Source organism: Methylobacterium sp. NEAU K, assembly GCF_030700285.1.
GTDB lineage: Bacteria > Pseudomonadota > Alphaproteobacteria > Rhizobiales > Beijerinckiaceae > Methylobacterium.
Window position 1 is genome coordinate 73,849 of the sequence record NZ_JAUYZJ010000014.1, and the last position, 23,738, is coordinate 97,586.

The following is a 23,738-nucleotide window of genomic DNA, read 5'->3' on the forward strand; positions in this document are numbered from 1 at the left end:
GGAGCCGGCGCCTCAGGCGGGGACCGGGTCCGAGAGGGCTCGGCCTCGCTCGGTGCCGCCGAACGGCCCGGCATCGGCCATCAGCGCCGGAATCAGATCCGTCTGCGAGACGATCCCCACCAGCCGGCCGTCCGCATCGGCCACCGGCAGATGGTGCTGGGCCGCCTCCGACATCCGGAGCACGAGCTCGGCCACCGGCGTGTCCGGACCCACGGGCGCGACCGTGCTCATGATGTCGGCGGCGCAGCCGTGGGGCGCGCGCCCCCGCTCGATCGTCAGGATCAGGCGGCGGCCCAGGCCGAGGCGCGGGCCGCTCCGGTCCCAGGTGGCCTTGTCGAGGATGTCGGTCTGGGTGACCATCCCGAGCACCCGGGCGCGCTCGTCGGTGACCGGGAGCGCCTTGATCCGGTGCCGGCGCAGCAGGCGCAGGGCCTCGGCGAGCGGCGCCTCGGGCGCGACCGCGATCACGTCCCGGGACATGATCGCCGCGCAGGTGGTCTGCCCGGAACGCCGGCCGTAGACCCGCATCTGCACCCGCCGCAGGATCTGCTCCAGATCGCTGCGGTCGACGTCGAGCAGCTGGTCGAAATCCTCCAGCGCCGCATCGAGGTCCGACGCCCGGAACCCGAGCCGCGCCGCGGGTGACGGATCCGAGGTCCGCGGCCCGGCCGGGCGCAGATGCGGGTAGGCGCGGCCCGTGAGGTTGTTGAACAGCAGGGCGGCGGTCAGGAGCAGCAGCGAGTTGGCCCCGACGGGCCACAGCACGAAGCCGTAGCCGAGGTCGTGGATCGCCGGCCCGCCGAGGACGGCCGTGAGGGCGACGGCCCCGCTCGGCGGGTGCAGGCAGCGCAGGGCGATCATGAAGGCGATGGCCACCCCGATGGCGCACGCGGCGGCGACGAACGGATCGGCCACCCATTGGGCCGCCGTGACGCCGACCAGCGCGGCCACCAGGTTGCCGCCGAGGATCGACCAGGGCTGCGCCAGCGGGCTCGCCGGGACGGCGAAGAGCAGCACCGCCGAGGCGCCCATCGGGGCAATCAGGACGGGCAGCGCCGCGTCGGTTCCGACGGATGCGCGGCTGATCAGCCCTGTCGCCAGGATGCCCAACAGGGCGCCCGCGGCCGCGCGCAGCCGCTCGCGCTTGCTGACCGGAGCCAAGTCCGGCAGGAGGCGGCTCAGGAATGGGCGCATCGGATCCGGATCTCGAACACGAAAAGGACGGCGCGGAGCGCGCCGTCCCGTTTCAGGATAGCAGAGGTCGGGGGCCGCGGGTCAGACTGCGCGAGCCTCGTGCATCGCCTGGATCTGATCGGGCGTGTAGCCGAGGCCGGCCAGCACCTCGTCGGTGTGCTCGCCCAGCAGCGGCGAGGCCTTCACCTCGACTTTCATGTCGGAGAACTTGATCGGGCTGCCGACGGTCAGGTAGCTGCCGAGCTTGGGATGCGGGACCTCGACCACGGTGCCGCTCGCGCGGAGGGACTTGTCCTCGGCGATCTCCTTCATGGACAGCACCGGCGCGCAGGGAATGTCGTAGGTGCGCAGGATGTCGACCGCCTCGAACTTGGTCTTGTCGGCGAGCCATTCCTCGATGGTCTTGAAGATGTCGAAGATCTTGTCCTGCCGGGCCCGGGCGGTGTTGTAGGCCGGATCCGTGATCCACTCCTCGCGGCCCAGAACCTTGCAGATCGGCGCCCAGGCATGGCCCTGGATCGTGAAGTAGATGTAGGCGTTCGGGTCGGTCTCCCAGCCCTTGCACTTCAGCACCCACCCCGGCTGACCGCCGCCGCCCGCGTTGCCGCCCCGCGGCACCACGTCCGAGAACTCCCCGTGCGGGTATTGCGGATATTCCTCGAGGTAGCCGAGTGCATCCAGGCGCTGCTGGTCGCGCAGCTTCACCCGGCAGAGGTTGATCACCGAATCCTGCATCGACACGGCGACCTTCTGGCCCGTCCCGGTCTTGTTCTTCTGATGGAGCGCGGTGAGGATCCCGATGGCGAGATGCATGCCGGTGTTGGAATCGCCGAGCGCGGCGGCGCTGACGGTCGGCGGCCCGTCCCAGAAGCCCGTGGTCGAGGCGGCGCCGCCTGCGCACTGGGCGACGTTCTCGTAGACCTTCAGGTCCTCGTAGTGATGACCGTCCGAGAAGCCCTTCACCGAGGCGAGGATCATGCCCGGGTTCAGCTCCTGGATGCGTGCCCAGGAAAAGCCCATCCGGTCGAGCGCCCCGGGGCCGAAATTCTCGACCATCACGTCGGAATCCTGGATCAGCTTCTCCAGCACCTCCTTGCCGGCCTGGGTCTTGGTGTCGAGGGTCAGTGAACGCTTGTTGGAATTGAGCATCGTGAAATAGAGCGCGTCCGCGTCCTCGACGTGGCGCAGCTGCGTGCGGGTGACGTCGCCGGCGCCGGGACGCTCGACCTTGATCACGTCGGCGCCGAACCACGCCAGCAGCTGCGTGCAGGCCGGACCCGCCTGGACGTGGGTGAAATCGATGATCTTGATCCCTTCCAGCGGCTTGCTCATCTGGCGTTCTCCCTGTGCGCGTTGATGATTGCGGTCTTCGGACGGTCCCGTCGGTGGATCAGGATCCGTTCGGAGCGGCTTCGAGTTCGGCCACGCGCTGGCGCAGGCGCTTTTCCTCGGCCCAGCGCTCGGTCTCGTCGCGGATCACCGCGACGATCCCGGTCACCCGGTCCGCAGCGTCCCGCACCATGCCGACCGTGAAGGCGATGGAGAGCTGGCTTCCGTCCTTGTGGATCGCCGGCACCCGCAGGGTCTCGGCCCCGTAGCGGGTCACGCCGGTGCGCATCGTCTTGGCGTAGCCATCCCAGTGGCGCCGGCGATGGCGCTCGGGCGTGATCAGGTCGAGGGTCCGGCCGAGGGCCTCCGCGGCGGCGAAGCCGAAGATCCGCTCGGCCGCCGGGTTCCAGACCGTGATCGAACCGTGCGGATCCGCCACCACCACGGCGTCGCCGATCGCCTCGACGAGCCCGGCGAGGTCGTCCGGCAACGGACGCGCCGCCATGGCCTCAGCGTCCGGCACGGAAGAGTCCCGACGCCGGTGGGCGCAGGCAGGAGCCGATCCACACGCGCGGTCCGCCGGAACGACCGAAACGCGGATCCATCATTGGGGATCTCCCTGTCGATTGCGGCGCTAAAGTTCCAGGCCGCTCGGATCGCAGCACCGGCCGCCGCCTCGTTCGTTGGTATTTGGTATGCCAAATGTGGAATGCCGTCAACGGTCGAGATCGGAAGATGCATTTTGTTGCTGCAGCGGCCGGATCGCCACGATGGGATCGGGGCACGGAGACGGTGCGACCGCGGGCGGTGATGCACCGTAAGCCTTCTCAGATTCGCCGCTTTCCGCGGGCAGGAGCCGGCCGGCCCTGACAGCACGGACCGGCAATTCGGCAATCCGCCCTGGAGACCTTCCCGGTGATCCGCTTCGAGAAAGTCAGCAAGATCTACCGCACCGACGGCCACAAGCGGACGATCCTGGAGCAGGTGTCGTTCACTCTGAAGCCGGGCATCTCGTACGGCATCCTGGGCATCAACGGGGCCGGCAAGTCGACCACGATGCGGCTCATCGCCGGAACCGAGGACCCGACCCGGGGCAGGATCCATCGCGGGCTGCGCATTTCGTGGCCGCTGGGCTTTGCCGGCGGCTTCCATCCGAAGATGACCGGCCGCGACAACGTCATGTTCGTGGCGCGAATCTACGGCGAGGATCCGCGCCGCGTGCTCGACTTCGTCGAGGATTTCTCCGAACTCGGCAGCTACCTCGACGTGCCGATCTACACCTACTCGTCGGGCATGGGCGCCCGCCTCGCCTTCGGCATGAGCATGGCGATCCCGTTCGACTGCTACCTGATCGACGAGATCACCTCGGTGGGGGACGCCCGCTTCTCCAAGCGCTGCGACGAGGTGTTCTCCCAGCGTCGCAAGAACGCGGACATCATCATGGTGTCCCACTCGATGGAGACGATCCGGCAGTGGTGCTCGCAGGGGCTCGTCCTGCTCAACGGGCGCGCGATCATCTACGAGGACGTCAACGACGCGATCGAGGTCTACCGGCGCCTGAACGCCTGAGCGAAACGGCTCGTCCTCCGGGCCGCGAAGACATGCTTTTGCCGCGTCCGCGTGCGAGTGGCATTCGACGCGAGCGGTTCGGCGCGGTCGAGAATCCGGCGACGGATCGACCCTCGAGGCCGGGGAGGCCGGGAATCAGGTCATGAATATGGAGATCCGGAAAGCCGAGGGGCAGCCGGTCACGACCGCCGACCGCCAGCAGGCGATCACCGAGTCGCTGCGGCAGATCGCGCGCATGTCGCGCTTCGTCGACCGCAAGAAGGGCATCCGGTCCTACCAGAGCCACGTCAAGAACGATCCCTGGATCCCGATCCTGTTCGTGGTCTGCTTCGTGCTGCCGACCCTGGCCGGGGCGCTTTACTTCGGGCTGATCGCCTCGGACCGCTACGTGACCGAGGCGCGGTTCGCGATCCGGCCGGCGATCGGCACGGCCGACAAAGCCACGCCGGACTCGGTCGGCACCAACTCGGGCGTTCCAAACCAGATGGTGGCGCAGGACACGCTGATCACCAACGAGTACATCCTCAGCCGGCCGATGCTGGAGACGATCGAGGCGAAGCTGCCGATCAAGACGTGGTTCAGCCGCGACAGCATCGATTACTTCTCGCGCTTCGATCCCGAGAAGCCGATCGAGAAGTTCCTCCGATACTGGAAGCGGCGCGTGGGCGTCGATATCGAATCCGGCTCCGGCATCATGTCGCTGACCGTCGAGGCCTTCGACCCCGAGGAATCGCTCGCCATCGCGCAGGCCGTGATGAAGGAAGCCGAGCGGATGGTGAACGACCTCAGCGTGAAGGCGCGCGAGGACGCCGTCGCCGAGAGCACCCGCGAGTTGAAGCTCGCCGAAGAGCGTATGACCAAGATCCGCCTCGCCATGCGGGACCTGCGCAATCGCGAAGGCGTGCTCGACGCGCAGAAGTCGAACGAAGCCAACCTGAAGGTCGTATCCGAGCTGCGGGGCGCCCGCATCAACCTGGCCGTGCAGCTCGCGATCGGCCAGCGCGACCTAGGCCCGGAATCCCGCCGGATTATCGATATCAAGCAGCAGATCAAGGATCTGGACGAGAACATCGCCCGGATCGAGCGGCAATCCGCCAGCCAGGATCCGGAGCAGAAGCGCCTGCTCTCGGACGCGCTGACCCGGTTCGAAGCCCTCGAAAACGATCGGAAGAACGCCGAGAAGTACTACCAGCAGGTTCTGACCGCCTATGAGCGGGCCCGCATCGTCGCGGCCCGGCAGATCGAGTTCTTCAGCCCGATCGTCGAACCCGTAAAGGCGGAATCCTCGACCGAGCCGCGGCGGCTCCTGATGATCAGCCTGGTTACCGCCGGGGCCGCCGTGCTGTTCGCGGCCACGATGTTCGCCCGGAAGATGATGGCCTGAGGTCGGCGCCGATCCGCACCGGGTCGGGAACGACTCAGGATCCGGTTGAGCCGGCGGTCTGGCGTGCCGACGCCCCGATGGTGCCGCCGGTCCAGCCCTGGGATCGCCACCCCTCGGCGCGCGCGTCGAGGTCGATCGAGCCGGCCCGGTCGAGGATCGCCAGCACCTGACCGGCGCGGGTCTCGTCGGCCCGTACGGTGACGAGGGTGCCGCCCCGGCGCACGCCTTCGGCATAGGTCTCGGCCTCACCTTCGCTCAAGCCCGCGCCCGTGAGGCCGCCGATCAGTCCCCCCGCCGCAGCGCCGACCCCCGCTCCCGCCGCGGCCGCCACCAGCCAGCCCGCCGCGACCACCGGCCCGAGCCCGGGGATCGCCAGCAGCCCGAGGCCGGCGAGCAGGCCCACGCCACCGCCCAGCACCGTGCCGACCGTCGCGCCAGTCCCGGCGGCGTCCACCGGATCGGCCGCCTCGGGACCGGCATCATCGGATGGCCGAGACGGCACGGGCGCGGGCCCGGCCCGGTTCGCGATGATGCTGATGTCGTCATGGGGGATGCCCGCGGCCTCCAACTGATCCACAACGCCGGCGGCGGTGTCGTACTCGTCGAACAGGGCGGTCAGGGCGCGAGCGGTCATGCTGGGTCTCCCGATAGGTGGGCTGCCGCCCGGTTCCGCCGCGATACGCAACCGTCCCGGCCGACCGGACCGCGACGCGCGGTCACCACCGCACCCGATCGCACCGGCCGGGCGCGGTGCCGCCGGCCCGAACCGGGGCGATGTGATGCCAGACCGTTCAAGCAGCCAGAGCGGCGCCGGTTCCCGCCGGCGCCGGCCCGGTTCTTAACGCGGCGCTAACCATCCGCTCGGCAGATCTTGCCGGGTGCGTCCCGGGTATCTCCTCGGAACGGACGGCGATGGATGGGACCGATGGCGGAGACGGCGAGCGCGCCGGTCAGGAGCGGATCGATCGGCGGAGCCGCGGCGATCCTGGGTCAGCTCGCGCTGCCCACGCGGGGCGACCTCCATGCGCTGTCCAAGCGCTCGGACCTGCTGTTCGCCGCCGGCGTGATGGGCATCCTGGCGGTGCTGATCTTCCCGCTGCCGGCGGTGCTGCTCGACCTGCTGCTGGCCGTGTCGATCATTACCTCCGTGCTGATCATGATGGTCGGCTTGTCGATCGACAACCCGCTGGAATTCACCGTCTTTCCGACGCTGTTGCTGATCGCCACGATGCTGCGGCTGGCGCTGAACCTCGCCTCGACACGACTCATCCTGGGCCACGGCCACGAGGGCACGGCGGCGGCGGGCCATGTCATCGAGGCGTTCGGCCACTTCGTGATGGGCGGCAACTTCGTCATCGGGATCATCGTGTTCGCGATCCTGATCATCGTGAACTTCGTGGTGATCACGAAGGGCTCGGGCCGCATCGCCGAAGTCGCGGCCCGATTCACCCTCGACGCGATGCCCGGCAAGCAGATGGCGATCGACGCCGACCTCTCGGCCGGGCTGATCGACGAGAAGGCCGCCAAGGCGAGGCGCGCGGCCCTGGAGGAGGAATCCTCGTTCTTCGGCGCCATGGACGGCGCCTCGAAATTCGTGCGCGGCGACGCGGTGGCGGCCCTGCTGATCACGTTCATCAACGTGGTCGGCGGCATCGTCATCGGCGTGGCTCAGCAGGGCCTGAGCTTCGGCGACGCCGCCAAGAGCTACACGCTGCTCACCATCGGCGATGGACTGGCGAGCCAGGTCCCGGCCCTGATCGTCTCGACGGCGGCCGGCATCCTGGTCTCGAAGGCGGGCGTGCGGGGTGCGGCCGACAAGGCCTTGGGCAAGCAGCTCGCGCATTATCCCAAGGCGCTCGGCATGTCGGCGGCCGTGATGCTCCTGATCGCGCTGCTGCCGGGCATGCCGATGCTGCCGTTCCTGCTGCTCGGCGGCGGGGCCGGCTACGCCGCCTGGCGCACCAACAAGACGGCCAAGGAGGCCCCTCCCCTCGACGCGGAGGGCGCCCCGATGGACGCGAAGGCGGTCGCGGCCGCGGCTGCCGCCAAGGAGGAAACCGTCACAGATCTCCTCAAGCTCGACGACCTCAAGCTCGAGATGGGCTACGCGCTCCTCGCCCTGGTCAACGGGGAGGGCCAGGACCGGCTCACCGACCAGATCAAGGCCCTGCGCCGCCAGCTCGCGGCCGAGCTCGGTTTCGTGATGCCCTCGGTGCGCATCCTCGACAACGTCCAGCTCGACGCCAACACCTACGTGGTGCGGGTGAAGGAGATCGAGGCGGGCACCGGCCGGATCTTCCCGGGCCAATTCATGGCCATGGACCCGATGGGCGGCCAGGTGCAGCTGCCCGGCCAGCATATGCTGGAGCCGACCTTCGGCCTGCCGGCGACCTGGATCGACGCCGCCTTGCGGGATCAGGCGCAGCTCAAGGGCTACACGGTGGTCGACGCGGCCACCGTGGTCTCGACCCACCTCACCGAGGTGATCAAGGCTCACGTGTCCGAACTCCTCAACCACGTCGAGGTCTCGAAGCTGCTGCGCGAGCTGCCCAAGGAGCACGCCGAGCTGCTCAAGGAGATCATGCCGTCGCAGATCTCGACCACCGGGGTGCAGCGCGTATTGCAATTCCTGCTGGCCGAGCGCGTCTCCATCCGCGACCTCGGAGCGATCGTGGAGGGAATCGCGGAGGTCGCCGGCTCGGTGAAGAACCCCCGCGACGTCGTCGAGCACGTCCGCGCCCGGCTCGGGCGGCAGATCTGTGCGCAGTACCAGGATCCGAACGGCACCCTGCCGATCATCACCCTGTCGCCGGCCTGGGAACAGGCGTTCATGGAATCGATCGTCGGCGAGCGGGAGGAGCGCTACCTCGCCATGCAGCCCTCGAAGCTCAGCGAGTTCGTCAACGTCGTCCGCGACCGCTTCGAGACGGCGGCCCGGCAGGGCGAGATGCCTGTTCTGGTCACCTCGGCCCAGTCGCGGCCCTTCGTGCGCTCGATCATCGAGCGCTTCCGTCGCGAGACGCCGGTGATGAGCCAGGCCGAGATCCACCCGCGAGCGCGGCTCCGGACCGTGGGCTCGATCTGAGGCTCAAGGGACGCAGAGCCGTGATCGATCCGAGGCGTTCCGACGCGCGCGCCGGTCGTTCTCACACGGCCTCCGGTTGGAGGACACGCGGCGCCTGTCACCGTCTCTGCGAGCGCAGAGAAGCGATGTTGGGGCGGGACGGTCGACCGGGCTGTTCAACCGGAAACCGGATGAGACACTGCGCCTTTCCCCTTCGCCTTGCGGGGAGGAGCGCGCCTCCCCCATCGACAAAGGTGTGAAGGCCGTAGCCGCTGCGGGAGGAAACGCGCGTGCGCCCGGCCGACTCCCTCGTACGGCGACGATGTCGGAAATCAGCAGCCGACAGAGGGCGAAGGAGGCTGCGAGCCCGCCCCGCAATCCGTCTCAGATCGCCTTCTGCTTCAGCTCCCGCTCCAGCTCGTGCGCATCGAGGCCGGGTACGATCACGGGCGGCTCGGGAACGTTCGTGGGGTTGGATGCGCCCGAGCCGATTGCGGCGGCGAGCCTGGAGCGCTCGAAGGCGACCACGACGATCACCGAGACGAGCGCCGGGATCCAGAAATAGAAGATCCGGAAGATGATCACCGCCGCGATGATCGCGTCCTTCTGCGCGTCGTCGGTGATGTGCATCGCGGTGATGAACACGATCTCGAAGACGCCGAGGCCGCCCGGGGCGTGCGAGGCCAGCGCCACCGAGAACGAGGCCAGGAAGATCGCCAGCACAGGGATGAAACCGGGGTTCATCGCCTCCGGCAGGGCAAAGTAGATGATGCCCGCTGCCCCGAGGAGTTCCAGCGGCGCAGCCAGGAGCTGGCGGGCCATGATGCCGGGCCGGGGATATTCGAGCTTTAACGTGCGGATGTGCAGCGGGCGCAACCGCAGGATCGAGCCCACCACGTACAGCCCCACGAAGCCGAGCATGCCGATGCCGACGACCAGCGCCGCCTTGGGATCGGTGAGGAACCCCGGGAGCCTGCCCTCAAGCCGCGTCAGCAGGTGCGGATCCACCACGAGGGTGAAGCCGCCGAGCAGGATCGTGCCGAGGAAGAACGTGAAGGAACACAAGGCCACCAGCACCGCGACCTGGGCGGCCGAGAGGCCCTTGGCCGTGTAGGCCCGGTAGCGCACCAGCGCGCCGGAGAAGACCGAGGCACCGATATTGTGCGAGAGCGCGTAGGTGGTGAAGGAGCACAGCGAGACGAACAGCCACGAGATGTGGCGCACGCCGAGATGCAGCAGCGCGATCCGGTCGTACCAGGCGAGCGCCGCGTAGGCGACGAGGGTGGAAAGCGCCGCGAGCAGGATGCGGTGGGGCGGGATCGCCAGGATTGCAGTCCAGATCGCGGCGAGCGAGGTGGTCTTCAACTCCTGATACAGGAAATAGCCCGATACGACGACCGCCGCGAGGCCGATCATCGGCCAGATGAACTCGCTGATCTTCTTCATGTACACCGACGCCCCGGGGAGAGCCCCTGATGCGCCGGGAAGCGACGCGCCGCAAGCGTATCGAGGCCCTTGCGATCCCCCTTGTCAGGTGATCATGACGGTTTCGTGCCGCGCCTCCGGCCGGTCGCGCGCCCGTCCGCCGCCCGCAGCGCAGCGGCGCGACCGGGCCCGGTCAGCTTCGGGCGCGGTTCAGCCCGATGCCGTCCATCGCGGCCTGGTCGCGGACCGCCTCGGCGGCACGCTCGGCGGTGCGCTCGCGATCGTTCAGGATCTCGACCTTCTTCAGCTCCTCGAAGGCTTCGCCGAGTTCGGCCTTCGCCTCGGCGAGCTGGCTCTCGAGCGCCTGGGCCGACTGGCGCATGTTGTCCCGGCGGCCGGCGGCCGCGCGGGCATAGGTCGGGTAGGCGAAGTGACCGACGTCGGTGATGCCGGCACGGGCCTCCTCGACGGCGACCTCGCGGTCGAGTTCCACCGCCATGCGCTGGAAGTCGGCCATCATCATCTCGATCTGGGTCACGCGCCGGCGCTTCTCATCGACCTGAAAGCGACGCAGGCGGATCAGCGTGTCACGCGATTTCATCAGGACGCTCACTCCACGCAACGCTCAGGGCCGAGCCCGGGACTACGCCTGGCCGCGCCCTCCAACAGGATCGCGACGGCGAGCCTGCTCAGATCCTCAGCTCCGCACCACGTTCGCCGCCGGAGCGGTCACCGCTTCGGCTCATGATGCTTCGTCCGGCCTCATCCTCGTCGCCGAAGTGGCGACCACGTCGACGGATGACGCCTAGGCCCCGCCGACGATCTGGCCGAGCCGTGCGTAACCATCGCTGATGGACGTTGCTTCTTCCTTACTTTGCCCCAGAAAAGCCTCAAGATGTGGCATGAGCGCCACGGCCTCGTCGACCTCCTGGGAGGAGCCTGCGCGGTAGGCGCCGAGGCGGATCAACTCCTCCATGTCGGCGTAGGTGGATAGCACCCGGCGCGCCCTCCGGACCACCGGCAGATAGGCCGGGTCGCAGGAACGCGGCATGGTCCGCGAGACCGAGCGCAGCACGTTGATCGCCGGGTAGCGCCCGCGCTCCGCGATCGCCCGCTCCATGACGATGTGCCCGTCGAGGATGCCGCGGACCGCGTCCGCCACAGGCTCGTTGTGGTCGTCGCCCTCGACCAGCACGGTGAAGAGCGCCGAGATCGTCCCCTGGCCGATCCCGGGGCCGGCCCGCTCCAGCAGGCGCGGCAGTTCGGAGAAGACGGTCGGCGTGTAGCCCTTGGCGGTGGGCGGCTCGCCGGCGGCGAGGCCGATGTCCCGCTGGGCCATGGCGAACCGGGTGATCGAATCGATCATGCACAGCACCTTCGCGCCCTGGTCGCGAAAATACTCCGCCACGGAGAGGGTCACGTAGGCCGCGTTGCGGCGCATGAGGGCGGGCTCATCGGAGGTCGCCACAACCACGATCGAGCGCGCCAGGCCGGCGGCGCCGAGGTCGTCCTGCAGGAATTCCTGCACCTCGCGGCCGCGCTCGCCGACGAGCCCGATCACCGCCACGTCGGCGGCGGTGTAGCGGGCGAGCATCGAGAGCAGGACCGACTTCCCCACGCCGGATCCGGCGAAGATGCCCATCCGCTGGCCGGCGCACATGGTCAGGAAGGTGTTGATGCACCGGACCCCGAGGTCGAGGGGACCGCCGACCCGGGTGCGGGCATGGGCCGGCGGCGGGTCGGCGCGCAGCGCGTAGACGTCCGGCCCCTGTTGCAGCGGGCCGAGCCCGTCGACCGGCCGGCCCAAAGCGTCGACCACCCGGCCGAGCCAGGCGGCCGACGGCCGGATCGCCCCGGCGGATTCATTGCGCACATAGGCCGGGCACCCGCGGCGCACGCCTTCCAGGGAGCCGAACGGCATAGCCAGCGCCCGGTCGCCCTGGAACCCGATGATCTCACAGGGCACCAGCCCGTGGCCGTTGGCGCCCTCCACGTCGATCCGGCCGCCGAGCCGCATGGCGGCCACCGGCCCCGCGACCTCCACCAGCAGGCCACGGATCGCCACCACCCGGCCGAAGGTCTCCAGGACCTCGACGCGTTCGAGGGCCGCGCGGGCGGCCGCGAGTGTGGAAACGGACCTTGCCGAATCCTGTGTCATCGGCCTGCCTCTCAACGCTTCGTTTACCGGCCTCCTTAACACTGCGGTCATCGGGCTCGTAGCGCCCCGATCCGGGTTCCGGCAGCGGCCGGGCTCCACGAAGTCGTGCTGCTGTGGCAGCAGGATCACAGCCGGGATCGGACCGTTGCGGGGGAAGCACTTACGCCAGGAGTGGCGGGAGATCTGGTCGCGAACGGAACGGAATCACGGCCCGAGGCAGGGCGGAGGGACCTCATTCCTTCCGTCAAGCTCGCAGGTCGGCGAACGAGACGCTTGCGGGTAGGAATCAGGTTTTGTTAACGATTAATCCATAGCGTTCCACGTCAAGAGCGACGGAGCGCCCGTCCACAGGCCGGTGGCGGGCGAACGGTGGGGACGTGTCTGCGCGCTGATGCGGCCGGCTGGGCTGGGGACCGACGATGCGGGTACTTTTGATCGAGGACGATAGCGCGACAGCGCAGAGCATCGAATTGATGCTCAAGTCCGAGAACTTCAACACCTATACCACCGACCTCGGGGAAGAGGGTGTCGATCTCGGCAAGCTCTACGATTACGATATCATCCTGCTCGATCTGAACCTGCCCGACATGTCGGGCTACGAAGTGCTCCGTTCGCTCCGCGTGGCGAAGGTGAAGACGCCGATCCTGATCCTGTCGGGCATGGCGGGCATCGAGGACAAGGTGAAGGGCCTCGGCTTCGGGGCGGACGATTACCTCACCAAGCCGTTCCACAAGGACGAGCTGGTGGCGCGCATTCACGCCATCGTGCGCCGCTCGAAGGGCCACGCCCAGTCGGTCATCACCACCGGCGACCTGATCGTGAATCTCGACCAGAAGACCGTCGAGGTCGGCGGTGCCCGAGTGCACCTCACCGGCAAGGAGTATCAGATGCTGGAACTCCTCTCGCTCCGGAAGGGCACGACCCTCACCAAGGAGATGTTCCTCAACCATCTCTACGGCGGCATGGACGAGCCCGAGCTGAAGATCATCGACGTGTTCATCTGCAAGCTCCGCAAGAAGCTCGCCAACGCCAGCCAGGGCAAGAACTACATCGAGACCGTCTGGGGCCGCGGCTACGTGCTGCGCGAGCCTATGGACGGCGAGGAGCGCATGGCGGTCTGATCCGCCTCGGGCCGTCTTCCCATCCTGAAAAACCCCGTGCGGCCCGGCCGCGCGGGGTTTTCGCTGTCTGCGTCCCGCGGGCGGGTCAGCGCGTGCCGGCACCGGAGAAGACCTGGGCGGCCGGTGCGACGATCACATAGCTGCCGCACGGGGCGGTCCGGCTGATCACCGCGCTCGCTACGCCCCAGACATAGGTGCCGCGGCGATCCTGCGCGACGACCGGGCCGCCGGAATCGCCGAAGCAGACCCGGGCGCCCTTCGCCCGGGCGATGGTCAGGCCGGTGTTGCTGGCCGCCACCGGCGTGAGCACCGCGGTACGCAGCCGTCCGACACCCCGCCCGGAGAGGCCGGCTCCTGCGATCCGCAGGCTTTTCGGGATCCGGCGGGGATCTGCGGCGAGCGGCACCGGGCGCCGGTCGCGCACGGGCTCGGTCAGGCGCAGGACCGCGAGATCGAGGGACAGGTCCGCGAGACTCACGTCGGGCGCGGCGTTCGGCTGCATCTCGCCCGGATCCGGGCTGTAGCGCGCGGCGACCCGTGCTGCGTAGACCGGACGGGTCGGATCGCTGCCGCGAAAGAACACCACCAATGCTCCGAGCGGATCGCCGTTCACGCAATGTGCCGCGGTGAGCACGAGGTCCGGTGCGATCAGGATGCCGGTGCAGCGCGTCAGGCGCAGCGCGTCCTCTGGCTGGGTGATCGTGCCGATGGCGACGCTGGCCTCCGCGAGCGCATCCCGCCCCGCCGGCGCCCCGCCTTCGATGGCGAGGGCCGGGCCCGACAGGGCGATCCCGAACGCCAAAGCCAATCCGGCGCGGGGGCGCCGCGCTCCGATGGTCCCGATTGTTCTCACGTGCGAACCTTTTGCGCCAGGAGCCCCCGAACCACAGTTGCGGCGCAGGGCACCGGGTGCAAGCCGACGGGAGAATGCGGCCGCGGTCACGTCCCCGTCATCGCGCCCGACGGCTCAGCGCGTGACGGTCCAGGTGGTGGTGCCGTCCTTGTTGTCCTTGACGGCCACGCCCAAGGCGGCGAGCGCGTCGCGGGCCCGGTCGGAGGCGGTCCAGTCCTTCGCGGCCCGGGCGGCGCGGCGCTCGGCGATCAGCGTCTCGACCGCGGAGACGTCGATCCCGGAGGCCGCGACCTGCGAACTTTCGCGTTCGGTCCGTGTCTGTCCCAACAGACCAAGCAAGTTCGCACCGGCGCGCAAGGCAGCAGGTTGTGCCTCCTGGCCGAAACGGCTGTGACCAGGCTGAAAAGTTCCCAATTTTCCAGAGCTGCTCAGGCGATGCAATTCACCGATCGCAGCGGGTGTATTCAGATCATCGCATAATGCTTCAACGAAATCGTCAGGCAGATTTCCATCTGCGGGATGGTCACCCACGACATTATACCACCGATTCAAGACTCTGTCTGACTCCTGCAGACTCTGCAGCGTCCAGTCGATCGGCTGCCGATAATGCGTCTTCAGCATGGTGAGGCGCACGACCTCGCCCGGCCAGTCGTTCAGGACGTCTCGGATGGTGATGAAGTTGCCGAGCGATTTCGACATCTTCTCACCCTCCACCTGCAGGAAGCCGTTGTGCAGCCAGACATTGGCCATCACGGGCGTCCCGAAGCAGCAGCGGGACTGCGCGACCTCGTTCTCGTGGTGGGGAAAGATCAGGTCGATGCCGCCCGCGTGGATGTCGAAGGTCTGACCCAGGTGCTTGGCCGACATCGCCGAGCACTCGATATGCCAGCCGGGCCGGCCGGGCGCGGCGATGCCGGCCGGCGACGGCCAGGACGGCTCGCCGGGCTTCGAGGGCTTCCACAGGACGAAGTCGAGGGGCGATCGCTTGTAGGGCGCGACCTCGACCCGGGCGCCGGCCTCCATCTCGTCGAGGGGGCGCTTCGAGAGCCGGCCGTAATCGGGCATCGCCGGCACGTCGAACAGCACGTGCCCCTCCGCCACGTAGGCGTGTCCGGAGCGGATCAGCGCCTCGATCATCGCCACCATCTCGGCGATGTGGTCGGTGGCGCGGGGCTCGACGAAGCGCGGGCGCTCGCCCGGCACGTTCACGTCCTCGGGCATCAGCACCCCGAGGTCGCGGATGTCCCGGTGGAACTGCGCCAGCGTCCCGTCGGTGAGCTGGCGGATGGTTATGCCGCGCTCGGCGGCGCGGGCGTTGATCTTGTCGTCGACGTCCGTGACGTTGCGCGCGTAGGTGACGTGCGCCGGCCCGTAGAGGTGGCGCAGCAATCGGAACAGCAGGTCGAAGACGATGATCGGGCGCGCGTTGCCGATATGCGCCGCATCGTAGACGGTCGGACCGCAGGCATACATCCGGACATGCGCGGGATCGATCGGCGCGAACGCTTCCTTGGCACCGCTGAGCGTGTTGTAGAGCCGCAACATCGGCGCCATGAAACCCATCCCCTACCGGTGCCGCGTCCTGGTCCGGGCGCCGCGCCGTAACCGGAAAACCGGCCCTGCCTTCAACGACCTGCGGCGTTCGCGCGGCGGAGAACGGCCAAACCATGGCGGCTCCGGCGGTCCCGCCGCGGCCCGCTGTTGCACCGCGGCGACGGTGCGGGCCGCCCGATGGGGCTAACCCAAAAACCTGAGAAATTCGAGATGGTCCTCAAGCGTTGCGGGTAAGCCTTCCTTAACCGCGTCATCGGACCGTCCGGATCGCGCTCCTCACGCTACAGCTCCTGTGCCCAAGGATATTCCATGCGACGCACGGCCGCCGGTTCCTTCGTCATCGCCGCCATCCTGGCCACGGCCTGCCTTGCACAGGGCGCGTTCGCGGGCAGCGACGGCGAGACGCCCGCGAAGGCGCCGGCCCATGTCGAGAAGACCTTCCTGATCCCGTCGAGCGACGGCTACGGCGTCGGCGACTGCCTGTCGACTCCGGGCAGCGAGTGCGGACAGGTGGTGGCCAACGCGTGGTGCGAGGCGCAGGGCTACGCCGCGGCGAACTCCTACGGTGTCGCCGCCGCGGACGAGTACACCGGCGCCATCGATCGGCCGGTCTCGACACCGGCCGAGCGCCCGATCCGCATCACCTGCCAGGACTGACCACCCGGATGAGAGGCCGCGGGGCCCCTCTCACCCCTTCAGGAAGTCCGAGCATTTCGGAGCAGGCTCGGTGCCCCAGGGTGCCAGCGGCACCGCCGAGGTCGAGTTCTTGGGCGACCCCTGTATGACCTTGTCGGAATAGACCATGTAGATCAGCGTATTGCGCCGGGTGTCGCAGCCGCGAACGATCTGCATTGACTTGAAGATCAGGGATCGCCGCTCGCTGAAGACGACCTCGCCCTGGCCGAATTTGCCCTTGAAGGCGACGGGGCCGGTCTGGCGGCAGGCCAATGAGATGTCGGAGACGTCCTCGGCGAGGCCGAGGGTCCCCTTGATGCCGCCCTTCTCGGGCTGGGTGTACCAGCAGGCGACCCCCGAGACCGCCGGATCGTCGATGCCGTAGACAACGAGCTTGTCGTTGGGCGTCAACGGACGCCAGACCGTCGACTTGTCGAAGATCCTGTCCGGCTCCTGGGCCGCCGCCTGTCCGGCCGCGGCCATACACGCGGCGAGCAGCCCAACATAGGTGAGACTCCGAAACCACATCACCGGCCAATTCCCCGCCCGAGCTTGCCGCCGGGATGTAGGAGGGCTGTCGCCGTCTTGCGAGGGGGCGTACACTCGCGCTGCTTCGGTCCTGAGGCGCAGGCGTGCCAGCGCCCGACCGCTTCGGATCGCCGCGCCTCCGATCAACGCGATGCAGCCGATGCCTGACCGCCCGATCGTCCGTTCGCTCGGCCGCCTCATCCTGAGCGCGGCGCTGGCCCTCGGTCTGTCCAGAAGCCTCCTCGTCACGGCCGTGGCGCAGGATGCGCCGGCCGACCAGCCGGCCGCCGCGGAGGCGAGGCCGTCCGCTCCGCAATTGCCGTCCCCCGCCTGCCGGCGCTACCGGTCCGAGCTCGCCACGGTGCAGACCGGCGCCAGCACGACGCGGGCGCTCAACGACGAGATCGGGCGGCTCGAGGCCTACTTCCGCGGCCTCAACTGTGCGGGCGGCCAGTTCCTGTTCTTCGACACACGCCCGCCGCAATGCGGGGCGGTGGAGCAGCGCATCCGCGCGCTCAAGGCAACCTACGGCGGCGCGGTGTTCGACGACGACGGCACCCGCAAGCGCGAGCTGCAGCGGCTCGTCGCCGCCAACTGCCCGGCGCGGGAGACCTGGGCGGCCGCCGGCGAGGCATACGCCAAGGGCGGCCCGCAGATGGTCTGCGTCCGGACCTGCGACGGCGGCTTCTTCCCGATGCGCAACCTGCCCGACGGACGCGGCGGCGCCGATGAGATGTGCCAGGCGCTCTGCCCCGGGACAGAGGCGCAGGCCTATTCCATGCCCTACGGCGACGAGGCGCTGAAGCACGCCGCTTCGGTGAAGGGCAGCCGCGCCTACACCAGCCTCGCCAACGCCTTCAAGTTCCGCAAGGAATTCGTCCCGAACTGTTCCTGCAAGCCCCAGGGGCAGACCTGGGCGCAATCGCTCGTCAAGGCCGAGAGCATGCTGGTCCGGCACAAGGGCGATATCTTCGTGACGCCGATGCAGGCGGAGGCGCTGTCCCGTCCGAAGGTGCGCCTCACCCTCGTCGGCCGGGCGGACCGGACCGCGGCCGAACTCGCCGCAGACGCCGCGGGACGCGCGGGAGTCGAGGCGAAGGCCGGCGTGGAGGCCGCCGTCCTGACCGCCGAGGCTCGCAGGGACGCCGACCCGGGCGAGGTCAAGTCCGGGGGGCCCAAGCCGGGCGAGACCCGGCCCGACCACGTGGCGGTGCGGGTCATCGCCCCAGACATGATCGCGGTGCCGCAGCGCCTCACGCCCTGACGAAACCTTGATCCGTCGCCCGGGAACCAAGGGCGGCGCAGCGTGTTCGGGTCGGCTCGATCCGAAACGAGGCTCCGATGCGGCTCCTGCGACTGATTTTGCTCACCGGCACGGTGCTGCCGGGCCTTACACTCATGCAGCCCGCAGGCGCGTCCCCGGGCCGGATCCTCCTCGCGCAGGGCGGCCCCGAGGAGCGCGGCCCGCGCGGCGGCGAGCCTCCGCATGGCGGTCCCCACCCGGAGCGGCCACCGCAGGAGCGCCCCGGGCCGCCGCCGGCCGCGCGGGACAGGCCGGAGCCGCGGCCGGAACGCGCCGCGCCCCCTGCTCCCCGTGAACGGCCCGAGCCGCCCGCCCAGCGCCAGCCTCAGGCGGAGCCGCCTGCACGGGAGCGTGCCCCCGAGCGCAGGCCCGAGCCGCCGGCTCAGGAGCGCCAGCCGGACCGGCCGGCCCCCGAGCGGCGGCCAGCGCCCGATCGGCCGGCCCCGGAGCGGGACCTGCGGCCTCCGGCCCCTCCGCCGCGCGCCCCCGACCAGGACCGCCGCGACCCGGAGCCGGCGCGCCCGGCCCCCGGCGCGGGCGCGAACCGTCCCGCCCAGCGGCTCGACGCGGTTCCCGACCGCGAGGCACCGGTGCAGCGCCCCGGCAGCCTCGACGCGGCGCCGCCTCCCCCGCCCGCGACGGCTCCCGCCGGGCCGGGCCGGCCGGTCCAGCGCCGCGACGCCGAGCCCGGCGCCCGACCGCAGCCGAACGCAGGCCCTGATGCCGAACCGGGGCGCCCCGTGCCGCCCAACATGGCACCTGGCCTGCCGGGACGGCCGTTCCAGCCGCCCGCACAGGCGCCCGCGCCCAACCAGCCGGCCTCCCCGCCGCCTGCCACCGGCCCCGGCAGGCCGGGCGACCGCGGCGCGTTCAACACGCCGGGGCAGCCCGGCTACGTCCCGGGGGGCTTCCGTCAGGACGACGACGCGCGCGACTACGAGCAGGTCCGCCGGGACCGGCGCGAATACAGCGAGGGCGGCCGGACCTATTACCGGGAGCCCGGCCGCATCATCGTCCGCGACCGCGACGGCTACCTGATCCGTCACGACGAGAACGAGCGCTTCCGCGACCTCGACCCGCGCGGCTACCGCAGCGAGCGGCGCGGCGCCGACTTCTACAGCTTCATCGACCGGCCGGACGGCGAGCAGATCGTGACCGTCACGGACGACGACGGAAGGCTGCTGCGCCGCTACCGCCAGTTCCGCGACGGCCGGGAGGTCGTGATCATCGACAACAGCTATGCCGGTCCGCCCCGCCCGATCTACGAGGACGTGGTGGTGCTGCCCCCACCCGACATCCGGATCCCACGGGACCGTTATGTGGTGGAATACGAGCAGGCGGACGAGGGCGCGGTCTACGAGGCGCTCACGGCCCCGCCCGTGGTCGCGGTGGATCGGCGCTACACGCTCGATCAGGTGCGCTACAGCCCGGACCTGCGCGCCCGGATGCGCTCGGTCGACATCGACACGATCAATTTCGACACCGGATCGTTCACCGTGACTCCGGACCAGGCTGCGCGTCTGTCGGTGATCGCCGCGGCGATCAACAGGGCGATCCGCGCAAACCCGCAGGAGGTTTTCCTGATCGAGGGCTACACCGATGCGGTCGGCGCCGACATCGACAACCTGTCCCTGTCGGATCGCAGGGCGCAGTCGGTCGCGACCGTGCTGACCCAGCAGTTCCAGGTGCCACCCGAGAACCTGACCACCCAGGGCTACGGCGAGCAGTATCTCAAGGTGAACACGCAGGGCCCGTCCCGGGAGAACCGCCGCGTCACCGTCCGGCGGATCACGCCGCTGCTGCAGCAGGGCCCGGCGCAGGCCGCGCCGCCGCGGTGACCGTCCCGCCGCTCTGATCCTGCCGCCGCGCGGGCATGACACGCGCGGCGGTTGACGGGTTCAGCCTCGCGTCCCACCACCGCGCAGAAGCGGGCGGCACGGGGCGGCGATGGAGAGCGAAGCGGACGGGCGGCTGATCCGGGCGGGCACGCCGGTCTTCCGCCGCACGGCGCTGGCGCTCGCCGCAGCGGGATTCTCGACCTTCGCGGTGCTCTACGCGGTCCAGCCGCTGCTGCCGATCTTCAGCGATGATTTCGGCGTCTCGCCGGCCGAGAGCAGCCTCGCCCTCTCGCTGCCCTGCGGGTTGCTGGCAGTAGCCCTGCTGGTGGTCAGCCCGCTCTCGGAAATCCGGGGCCGCAAGCCGGTGATGCTGGCCTCCCTCTGCGCGTCGGCCGTGCTCACCATCGTGGCCGCCCTGGTGCCGAGCTGGCACGGATTCCTGGCCCTGCGCGCGCTCTCGGGGCTCACGGCGAGCGGCCTGCCCGCGGTGGCCATGGCCTATCTCGCGGAGGAGATGGACGCGCAGGCGATCGGCCTGGCGATGGGGCTCCTGGTCGGCGGCAACGCGCTCGGCGGCATGTCCGGCCGCCTGATCAGCGGCGTCATGGCCGACCACGTGAGCTGGCGTGCCGGGCTCGCCACCATCGGCGGCCTCGCCCTGGTCGCCGCCGTCGCGTTCTGGCGCTGGCTGCCGCCCTCGCGCAGCTTCGTGCCGCGCCGGATGGCGTGGCGCGACGTGCCGGGCAGCTTCGGCCACCATTTCCGCGACGCCGGCCTGCCCTGGCTGTTCGCCGAGGCGTTCCTGCTGATGGGCGGCTTTGTCTGCATCTACAACTACATCGGGTTCCGCCTGCTCGACCCGCCCTTCTCGCTCAGCCAGACGGTGATCGGCCTGATCTTCTCCGTCTACGTCGCCGGCATGGTCAGCAGCCCGGTGACCGGGGAGCTGGCGAGCCGATTCGGGCGGCGACGGGTCCTGTGGCTCGCCACGGGCATCGGCCTTGCCGGCATCCTGATGACCCTGTCCGACCGCATCCCGCTGATCGTCGCCGGCGTGGTGGTGGTGACGGTAGGCTTCTTCGGCGCGCATTCCGTGGCGAGCAGCTGGGTCGGCCGGCGGGCGGTGCGCGACCGGTCCCAAGCCTCCTCGGTCTATCTCTGCTCGTACTATCTCGGCTCGTCGGTGCTCGGCACGGCGGGCGGCTGGTTCTTCGCCCATGCAGGCTGGAACGGCGTGGTGCTGTTCGTCGCCAGCCTCTACGGTCTGGCGTTGGCCATCGCCCTGCGGCTGTCGCGCCTCGCGCCGCTGGCGGCCTGAGCCGGGGAGGAAAACATGAGCGCGCGCAGCCACGCCAGCCACGTCGTCGACCAGTTCGGCGCCCAGGCTTCCGCCTACGTGACGAGCGCGGTCCACGCCGCCGGGGCGGACCTCGACCGGATCGGCGCGCTGATCCGCGGGATGCCGGGGTCCCGGGCGCTCGACCTCGGCTGCGGCGGCGGCCACGTCGCCTTCGCGGCGGCGGCGGCCGGCGCCACGGTGACGGCCTACGACCTCTCGACCGAGATGCTGGCGGCGGTCGCCGCCGAGGCCGGACGGCGCGGGCTCGACCGGATCGAGATCCGGCCGGGGGCAGCCGAATCGCTGCCCTTCGCGGATGCAGCCTTCGACGCGGTACTGACCCGCTACAGCGCCCATCATTGGCGCGACGTGCCGGCCGCCCTGGCGGAGGCCCGGCGGGTGTTGAAGCCGGACGGGCTTCTTGTCGTCTGCGACATCGCCTCGCCCGAGGAGCCCCTGCTCGACACGCATCTGCAGGCGGTGGAGCTTCTGCGCGACCCCTCGCACGTGCGCGACTACCGGATGTCGGAATGGCGCCGGATGCTGGAGGCGGCAGGCTTCGCCGCTGGCGCCACGCTCGAGACCCGCCCGCGCATGGAGTTCGCGAGCTGGATCGCCCGGATGCGCACGCCGCCGGTCAACGCCGCGGCGATCCGCGCCCTTCAGGCGGCAGCGCCTGAGGAAGTCACGGCACATTTCGGCATCGAGGCCGATGGCAGCTTCCTGATCGATTCCGTGCTGATCGAGGCGCGCCCGCGCTGAGGCGGGGTCATCGCACGACCGAACAACAAATCTCTCGTAGGCTCGAGAATCCCAGCCGAGGCAGGTCATCCGCGCGATCATCCCGGGCCCGCCTGCGGCGCCTCGAGATGATGGGGTCGTTCGCAGAGCCGCCGAATCCATCACGGAGTGCGGAATAGATTTGTGAAACCGCGCGGTCTCCCGGATGGCTCTTCCACGCGGCGATTGGCCTGCGGCCAAGGCTTGGCCGTTGACCGGGCCGCCGGCCGCACCCATCTTGAAACCCCGCGCCATCAGAGGAAGCCCGGCCCGCATGACGGGATCGCGGCTGTGCAATCCGGCCTGATCGAACTCGCTCTCGTCGTCCTGCTGATCGCGCTGAACGGCGTGTTTGCGCTCTCGGAGCTGGCCGTGGTCTCGGCGCGCAAGAGCCGCCTGCGCGCGCTCGCCGATGCGCGCCGCCCGGGCGCGAAGGCGGCGCTTGCGCTCGCCGAGGAGCCGGGGCGCTTCCTCTCCACCGTGCAGATCGGCATCACACTGATCGGGATCCTGTCGGGCGTCGTCTCCGGGGCGGCCTTGGGCGACCGTCTCGCCCTGGTGTTGATCGAGCTCGGCCTGCCGAAGGGCTGGGCCGATACGCTGGGCTACGGCCTTGTCATCGCGGCGATCACCTACCTGTCGGTGATCATCGGCGAACTGGTCCCGAAGCATCTCGCCCTGCGCAATCCCGAAGGCATCGCCTGCGCGGTGGCGCCTGGCATGCGCGTCGTCTCCCGGGCGGCCCTGCCGGCCGTGTGGCTGCTGGACGCCTCGACCCGTGCGGTGTTCCGGCTGATCGGCCAGGAGACCGAGAGCGCCAGCGCGGTGACCGAGGAGGAGATCCGCAGCCTCGTCGCCGAGGCCGAGACGGCGGGGGTCATCGAGGGCGGCGAGCGCGCGATGATCTCCGGCGTGCTGAGGCTCGGTGACCGGGCCGTGCGCGGCGTCATGACCCCGCGCACCGATGTCGTGTGGATCGATCTGGGCGACGACGCGGACCAGATCAGGGCGCAACTCCTCGCGAGCCCCCACGACCGCCTGCCCGTGGCCGATGGCGGCCCCGACGCGATGATCGGCGTGCTGCAGGTGCGCGACCTGATCGGGCCGTTGTCGCGGGGCGAGCCTCTCGACCTGCGCGCGCATGTGCGCCAGGCCCCGGTGCTCCCGGACACGCTGGACGCGCTGGATGCCCTCGATGCGCTCCGCAAGGCCCAGGTGCCGATGGCGCTGGTGCACGACGAGTACGGCCATTTCGACGGCCTCGTGACGCCCGCCGACATCCTCGACGCCATCGCGGGCGCCTTCCGATCCGAGAATGTCGAGCCGGACGCGGTCCGGCGCGCGGACGGCTCCTGGCTGATTGCGGGGTCGATGCCCGCCGACGAGCTGGCCGACCAGCTCGGCCTGCGCCTGCCGCCCTCGCGCGACTACGCCACGGCGGCGGGTCTCGTCATCGCCGCATTCCAGCGCCTGCCGGAGACCGGCGAGACCTGCGACATCGCCGGCTGGCGCTTCGAAGTGGTGGATCTCGACGGGCGCCGCGTCGACAAGTTGTTGGCCACTCCGCTGGAGACGTCCGAGGCGGAGTGAGGGCGGTATAGGCGGTCAGCGGGATGCCATTCGG

At 69.8% G+C, this 23,738-nt stretch carries 20 protein-coding genes; 10 read left to right on the forward strand and 10 right to left on the reverse strand.

Features of this window, described 5'->3' with window-relative positions; all coding sequences use genetic code 11:
• Positions 1–12: 12 nt before the first annotated feature.
• From Q8W67_RS13460 to Q8W67_RS13470, 3 genes are all read right to left on the reverse strand, one after another.
• Positions 13–1,194 (reverse strand): HPP family protein, encoded by a 1,182-nt coding sequence (locus Q8W67_RS13460; RefSeq protein ID WP_305546218.1) that lies wholly within the window; start codon positions 1,192–1,194, stop codon positions 13–15.
• A gap of 81 nt (positions 1,195–1,275) precedes the next feature.
• The gene (gene frc / locus Q8W67_RS13465) at positions 1,276–2,526 is read right to left on the reverse strand and encodes a formyl-CoA transferase (RefSeq protein WP_305546220.1); all 1,251 of its coding nucleotides are present in this window, start codon (positions 2,524–2,526) and stop codon (positions 1,276–1,278) included.
• A gap of 58 nt (positions 2,527–2,584) precedes the next feature.
• Positions 2,585–3,028, reverse strand: a complete 444-nt coding sequence (locus Q8W67_RS13470; RefSeq protein WP_305546337.1) for a PAS domain S-box protein — start codon at positions 3,026–3,028, stop codon at positions 2,585–2,587.
• A 410-nt stretch (positions 3,029–3,438) separates the two neighbouring features.
• On the opposite strand from Q8W67_RS13470, the gene Q8W67_RS13475 reads away from it, so the two are divergent.
• Both Q8W67_RS13475 and Q8W67_RS13480 read left to right on the forward strand, forming a co-directional pair.
• The gene (locus Q8W67_RS13475) at positions 3,439–4,092 is read left to right on the forward strand and encodes an ABC transporter ATP-binding protein (protein WP_305546222.1); all 654 of its coding nucleotides are present in this window, start codon (positions 3,439–3,441) and stop codon (positions 4,090–4,092) included.
• Positions 4,093–4,234: 142 nt separating this feature from the next.
• Complete coding sequence (locus tag Q8W67_RS13480; RefSeq protein ID WP_305546224.1) at positions 4,235–5,476, forward strand: capsule biosynthesis protein; 1,242 nt, start codon at positions 4,235–4,237, stop codon at positions 5,474–5,476.
• 34 nt (positions 5,477–5,510) lie between these two features.
• On the opposite strand, the gene Q8W67_RS13485 is transcribed toward Q8W67_RS13480, so the two are convergent.
• Entirely contained in the window at positions 5,511–6,110 is a 600-nt protein-coding gene (locus Q8W67_RS13485) for a hypothetical protein (RefSeq protein ID WP_305546227.1), read from the reverse strand.
• Between the two features lie 291 nt (positions 6,111–6,401).
• Between Q8W67_RS13485 and flhA the strand changes: the two genes are divergently transcribed.
• Positions 6,402–8,561, forward strand: a complete 2,160-nt coding sequence (gene flhA, locus Q8W67_RS13490) for a flagellar biosynthesis protein FlhA (protein ID WP_305546229.1) — start codon at positions 6,402–6,404, stop codon at positions 8,559–8,561.
• Between the two features lie 363 nt (positions 8,562–8,924).
• Here flhA and Q8W67_RS13495 read toward each other — a convergent pair whose 3' ends face one another.
• The 3 genes from Q8W67_RS13495 to fliI all read right to left on the reverse strand — a co-directional run bounded on the left by Q8W67_RS13495 (position 8,925) and on the right by fliI (position 12,123).
• Entirely contained in the window at positions 8,925–9,986 is a 1,062-nt protein-coding gene (locus tag Q8W67_RS13495) for a lysylphosphatidylglycerol synthase domain-containing protein (RefSeq protein WP_305546231.1), read from the reverse strand.
• 172 nt (positions 9,987–10,158) lie between these two features.
• Positions 10,159–10,566: a flagellar export protein FliJ gene (gene fliJ, locus Q8W67_RS13500; protein ID WP_305546233.1), complete on the reverse strand. Its 408-nt coding sequence runs from the start codon at positions 10,564–10,566 to the stop codon at positions 10,159–10,161.
• 204 nt (positions 10,567–10,770) lie between these two features.
• Complete coding sequence (gene fliI, locus Q8W67_RS13505) at positions 10,771–12,123, reverse strand: flagellar protein export ATPase FliI (protein ID WP_305546235.1); 1,353 nt, start codon at positions 12,121–12,123, stop codon at positions 10,771–10,773.
• Between the two features lie 419 nt (positions 12,124–12,542).
• Between fliI and ctrA the strand changes: the two genes are divergently transcribed.
• Entirely contained in the window at positions 12,543–13,244 is a 702-nt protein-coding gene (gene ctrA / locus Q8W67_RS13510; protein ID WP_010683835.1) for a response regulator transcription factor CtrA, read from the forward strand.
• Positions 13,245–13,329: 85 nt separating this feature from the next.
• On the opposite strand, the gene Q8W67_RS13515 is transcribed toward ctrA, so the two are convergent.
• On the reverse strand, positions 13,330–14,046 hold the full coding sequence (locus Q8W67_RS13515; protein WP_305546240.1) for a trypsin-like serine protease: 717 nt from the start codon (positions 14,044–14,046) through the stop codon (positions 13,330–13,332).
• A gap of 165 nt (positions 14,047–14,211) precedes the next feature.
• The gene (gene cysS / locus Q8W67_RS13520) at positions 14,212–15,651 is read right to left on the reverse strand and encodes a cysteine--tRNA ligase (RefSeq protein ID WP_305546243.1); all 1,440 of its coding nucleotides are present in this window, start codon (positions 15,649–15,651) and stop codon (positions 14,212–14,214) included.
• A gap of 309 nt (positions 15,652–15,960) precedes the next feature.
• Here cysS and Q8W67_RS13525 point away from each other — a divergent pair, with 309 nt between their 5' ends.
• Positions 15,961–16,308: a hypothetical protein gene (locus Q8W67_RS13525; protein WP_305546245.1), complete on the forward strand. Its 348-nt coding sequence runs from the start codon at positions 15,961–15,963 to the stop codon at positions 16,306–16,308.
• A gap of 30 nt (positions 16,309–16,338) precedes the next feature.
• On the opposite strand, the gene Q8W67_RS13530 is transcribed toward Q8W67_RS13525, so the two are convergent.
• A complete protein-coding gene (locus Q8W67_RS13530) occupies positions 16,339–16,854 on the reverse strand; it encodes a CreA family protein (RefSeq protein ID WP_305546247.1) in 516 nt (171 codons plus the stop codon).
• A 160-nt stretch (positions 16,855–17,014) separates the two neighbouring features.
• Here Q8W67_RS13530 and Q8W67_RS13535 point away from each other — a divergent pair, with 160 nt between their 5' ends.
• The 5 genes from Q8W67_RS13535 to Q8W67_RS13555 all read left to right on the forward strand — a co-directional run bounded on the left by Q8W67_RS13535 (position 17,015) and on the right by Q8W67_RS13555 (position 23,704).
• Positions 17,015–18,118, forward strand: coding sequence for a DUF2865 domain-containing protein (locus tag Q8W67_RS13535; RefSeq protein ID WP_305546249.1), 1,104 nt, complete (start codon positions 17,015–17,017; stop codon positions 18,116–18,118).
• 77 nt (positions 18,119–18,195) lie between these two features.
• Positions 18,196–19,995: an OmpA family protein gene (locus tag Q8W67_RS13540; RefSeq protein WP_305546251.1), complete on the forward strand. Its 1,800-nt coding sequence runs from the start codon at positions 18,196–18,198 to the stop codon at positions 19,993–19,995.
• 109 nt (positions 19,996–20,104) lie between these two features.
• Positions 20,105–21,313 (forward strand): MFS transporter, encoded by a 1,209-nt coding sequence (locus Q8W67_RS13545; protein WP_305546253.1) that lies wholly within the window; start codon positions 20,105–20,107, stop codon positions 21,311–21,313.
• A gap of 15 nt (positions 21,314–21,328) precedes the next feature.
• Entirely contained in the window at positions 21,329–22,096 is a 768-nt protein-coding gene (locus Q8W67_RS13550) for a class I SAM-dependent methyltransferase (protein ID WP_305546255.1), read from the forward strand.
• A 321-nt stretch (positions 22,097–22,417) separates the two neighbouring features.
• Positions 22,418–23,704: a hemolysin family protein gene (locus Q8W67_RS13555; RefSeq protein ID WP_305546339.1), complete on the forward strand. Its 1,287-nt coding sequence runs from the start codon at positions 22,418–22,420 to the stop codon at positions 23,702–23,704.
• Positions 23,705–23,738 lie beyond the last annotated feature (34 nt).

Bases quoted from the DNA above. Each gene is read 5' to 3' on its own strand.
- Q8W67_RS13460 (WP_305546218.1), bottom strand. From the start codon at position 1,194: ATGCGCCCATTCCTGAGCCGCCTCCTGCCGGACTTGGCTCCGGTCAGC.
- frc (WP_305546220.1), bottom strand. From the start codon at position 2,526: ATGAGCAAGCCGCTGGAAGGGATCAAGATCATCGATTTCACCCACGTC.
- Q8W67_RS13470 (WP_305546337.1), bottom strand. From the start codon at position 3,028: ATGGCGGCGCGTCCGTTGCCGGACGACCTCGCCGGGCTCGTCGAGGCG.
- Q8W67_RS13480 (WP_305546224.1), top strand. From the start codon at position 4,235: ATGAATATGGAGATCCGGAAAGCCGAGGGGCAGCCGGTCACGACCGCC.
- Q8W67_RS13485 (WP_305546227.1), bottom strand. From the start codon at position 6,110: ATGACCGCTCGCGCCCTGACCGCCCTGTTCGACGAGTACGACACCGCC.
- flhA (WP_305546229.1), top strand. From the start codon at position 6,402: ATGGCGGAGACGGCGAGCGCGCCGGTCAGGAGCGGATCGATCGGCGGA.
- Q8W67_RS13495 (WP_305546231.1), bottom strand. From the start codon at position 9,986: ATGAAGAAGATCAGCGAGTTCATCTGGCCGATGATCGGCCTCGCGGCG.
- fliJ (WP_305546233.1), bottom strand. From the start codon at position 10,566: ATGAAATCGCGTGACACGCTGATCCGCCTGCGTCGCTTTCAGGTCGAT.
- fliI (WP_305546235.1), bottom strand. From the start codon at position 12,123: ATGACACAGGATTCGGCAAGGTCCGTTTCCACACTCGCGGCCGCCCGC.
- ctrA (WP_010683835.1), top strand. From the start codon at position 12,543: ATGCGGGTACTTTTGATCGAGGACGATAGCGCGACAGCGCAGAGCATC.
- cysS (WP_305546243.1), bottom strand. From the start codon at position 15,651: ATGGCGCCGATGTTGCGGCTCTACAACACGCTCAGCGGTGCCAAGGAA.
- Q8W67_RS13525 (WP_305546245.1), top strand. From the start codon at position 15,961: ATGCGACGCACGGCCGCCGGTTCCTTCGTCATCGCCGCCATCCTGGCC.
- Q8W67_RS13530 (WP_305546247.1), bottom strand. From the start codon at position 16,854: ATGTGGTTTCGGAGTCTCACCTATGTTGGGCTGCTCGCCGCGTGTATG.
- Q8W67_RS13535 (WP_305546249.1), top strand. From the start codon at position 17,015: ATGCCTGACCGCCCGATCGTCCGTTCGCTCGGCCGCCTCATCCTGAGC.
- Q8W67_RS13540 (WP_305546251.1), top strand. From the start codon at position 18,196: ATGCGGCTCCTGCGACTGATTTTGCTCACCGGCACGGTGCTGCCGGGC.
- Q8W67_RS13545 (WP_305546253.1), top strand. From the start codon at position 20,105: ATGGAGAGCGAAGCGGACGGGCGGCTGATCCGGGCGGGCACGCCGGTC.
- Q8W67_RS13550 (WP_305546255.1), top strand. From the start codon at position 21,329: ATGAGCGCGCGCAGCCACGCCAGCCACGTCGTCGACCAGTTCGGCGCC.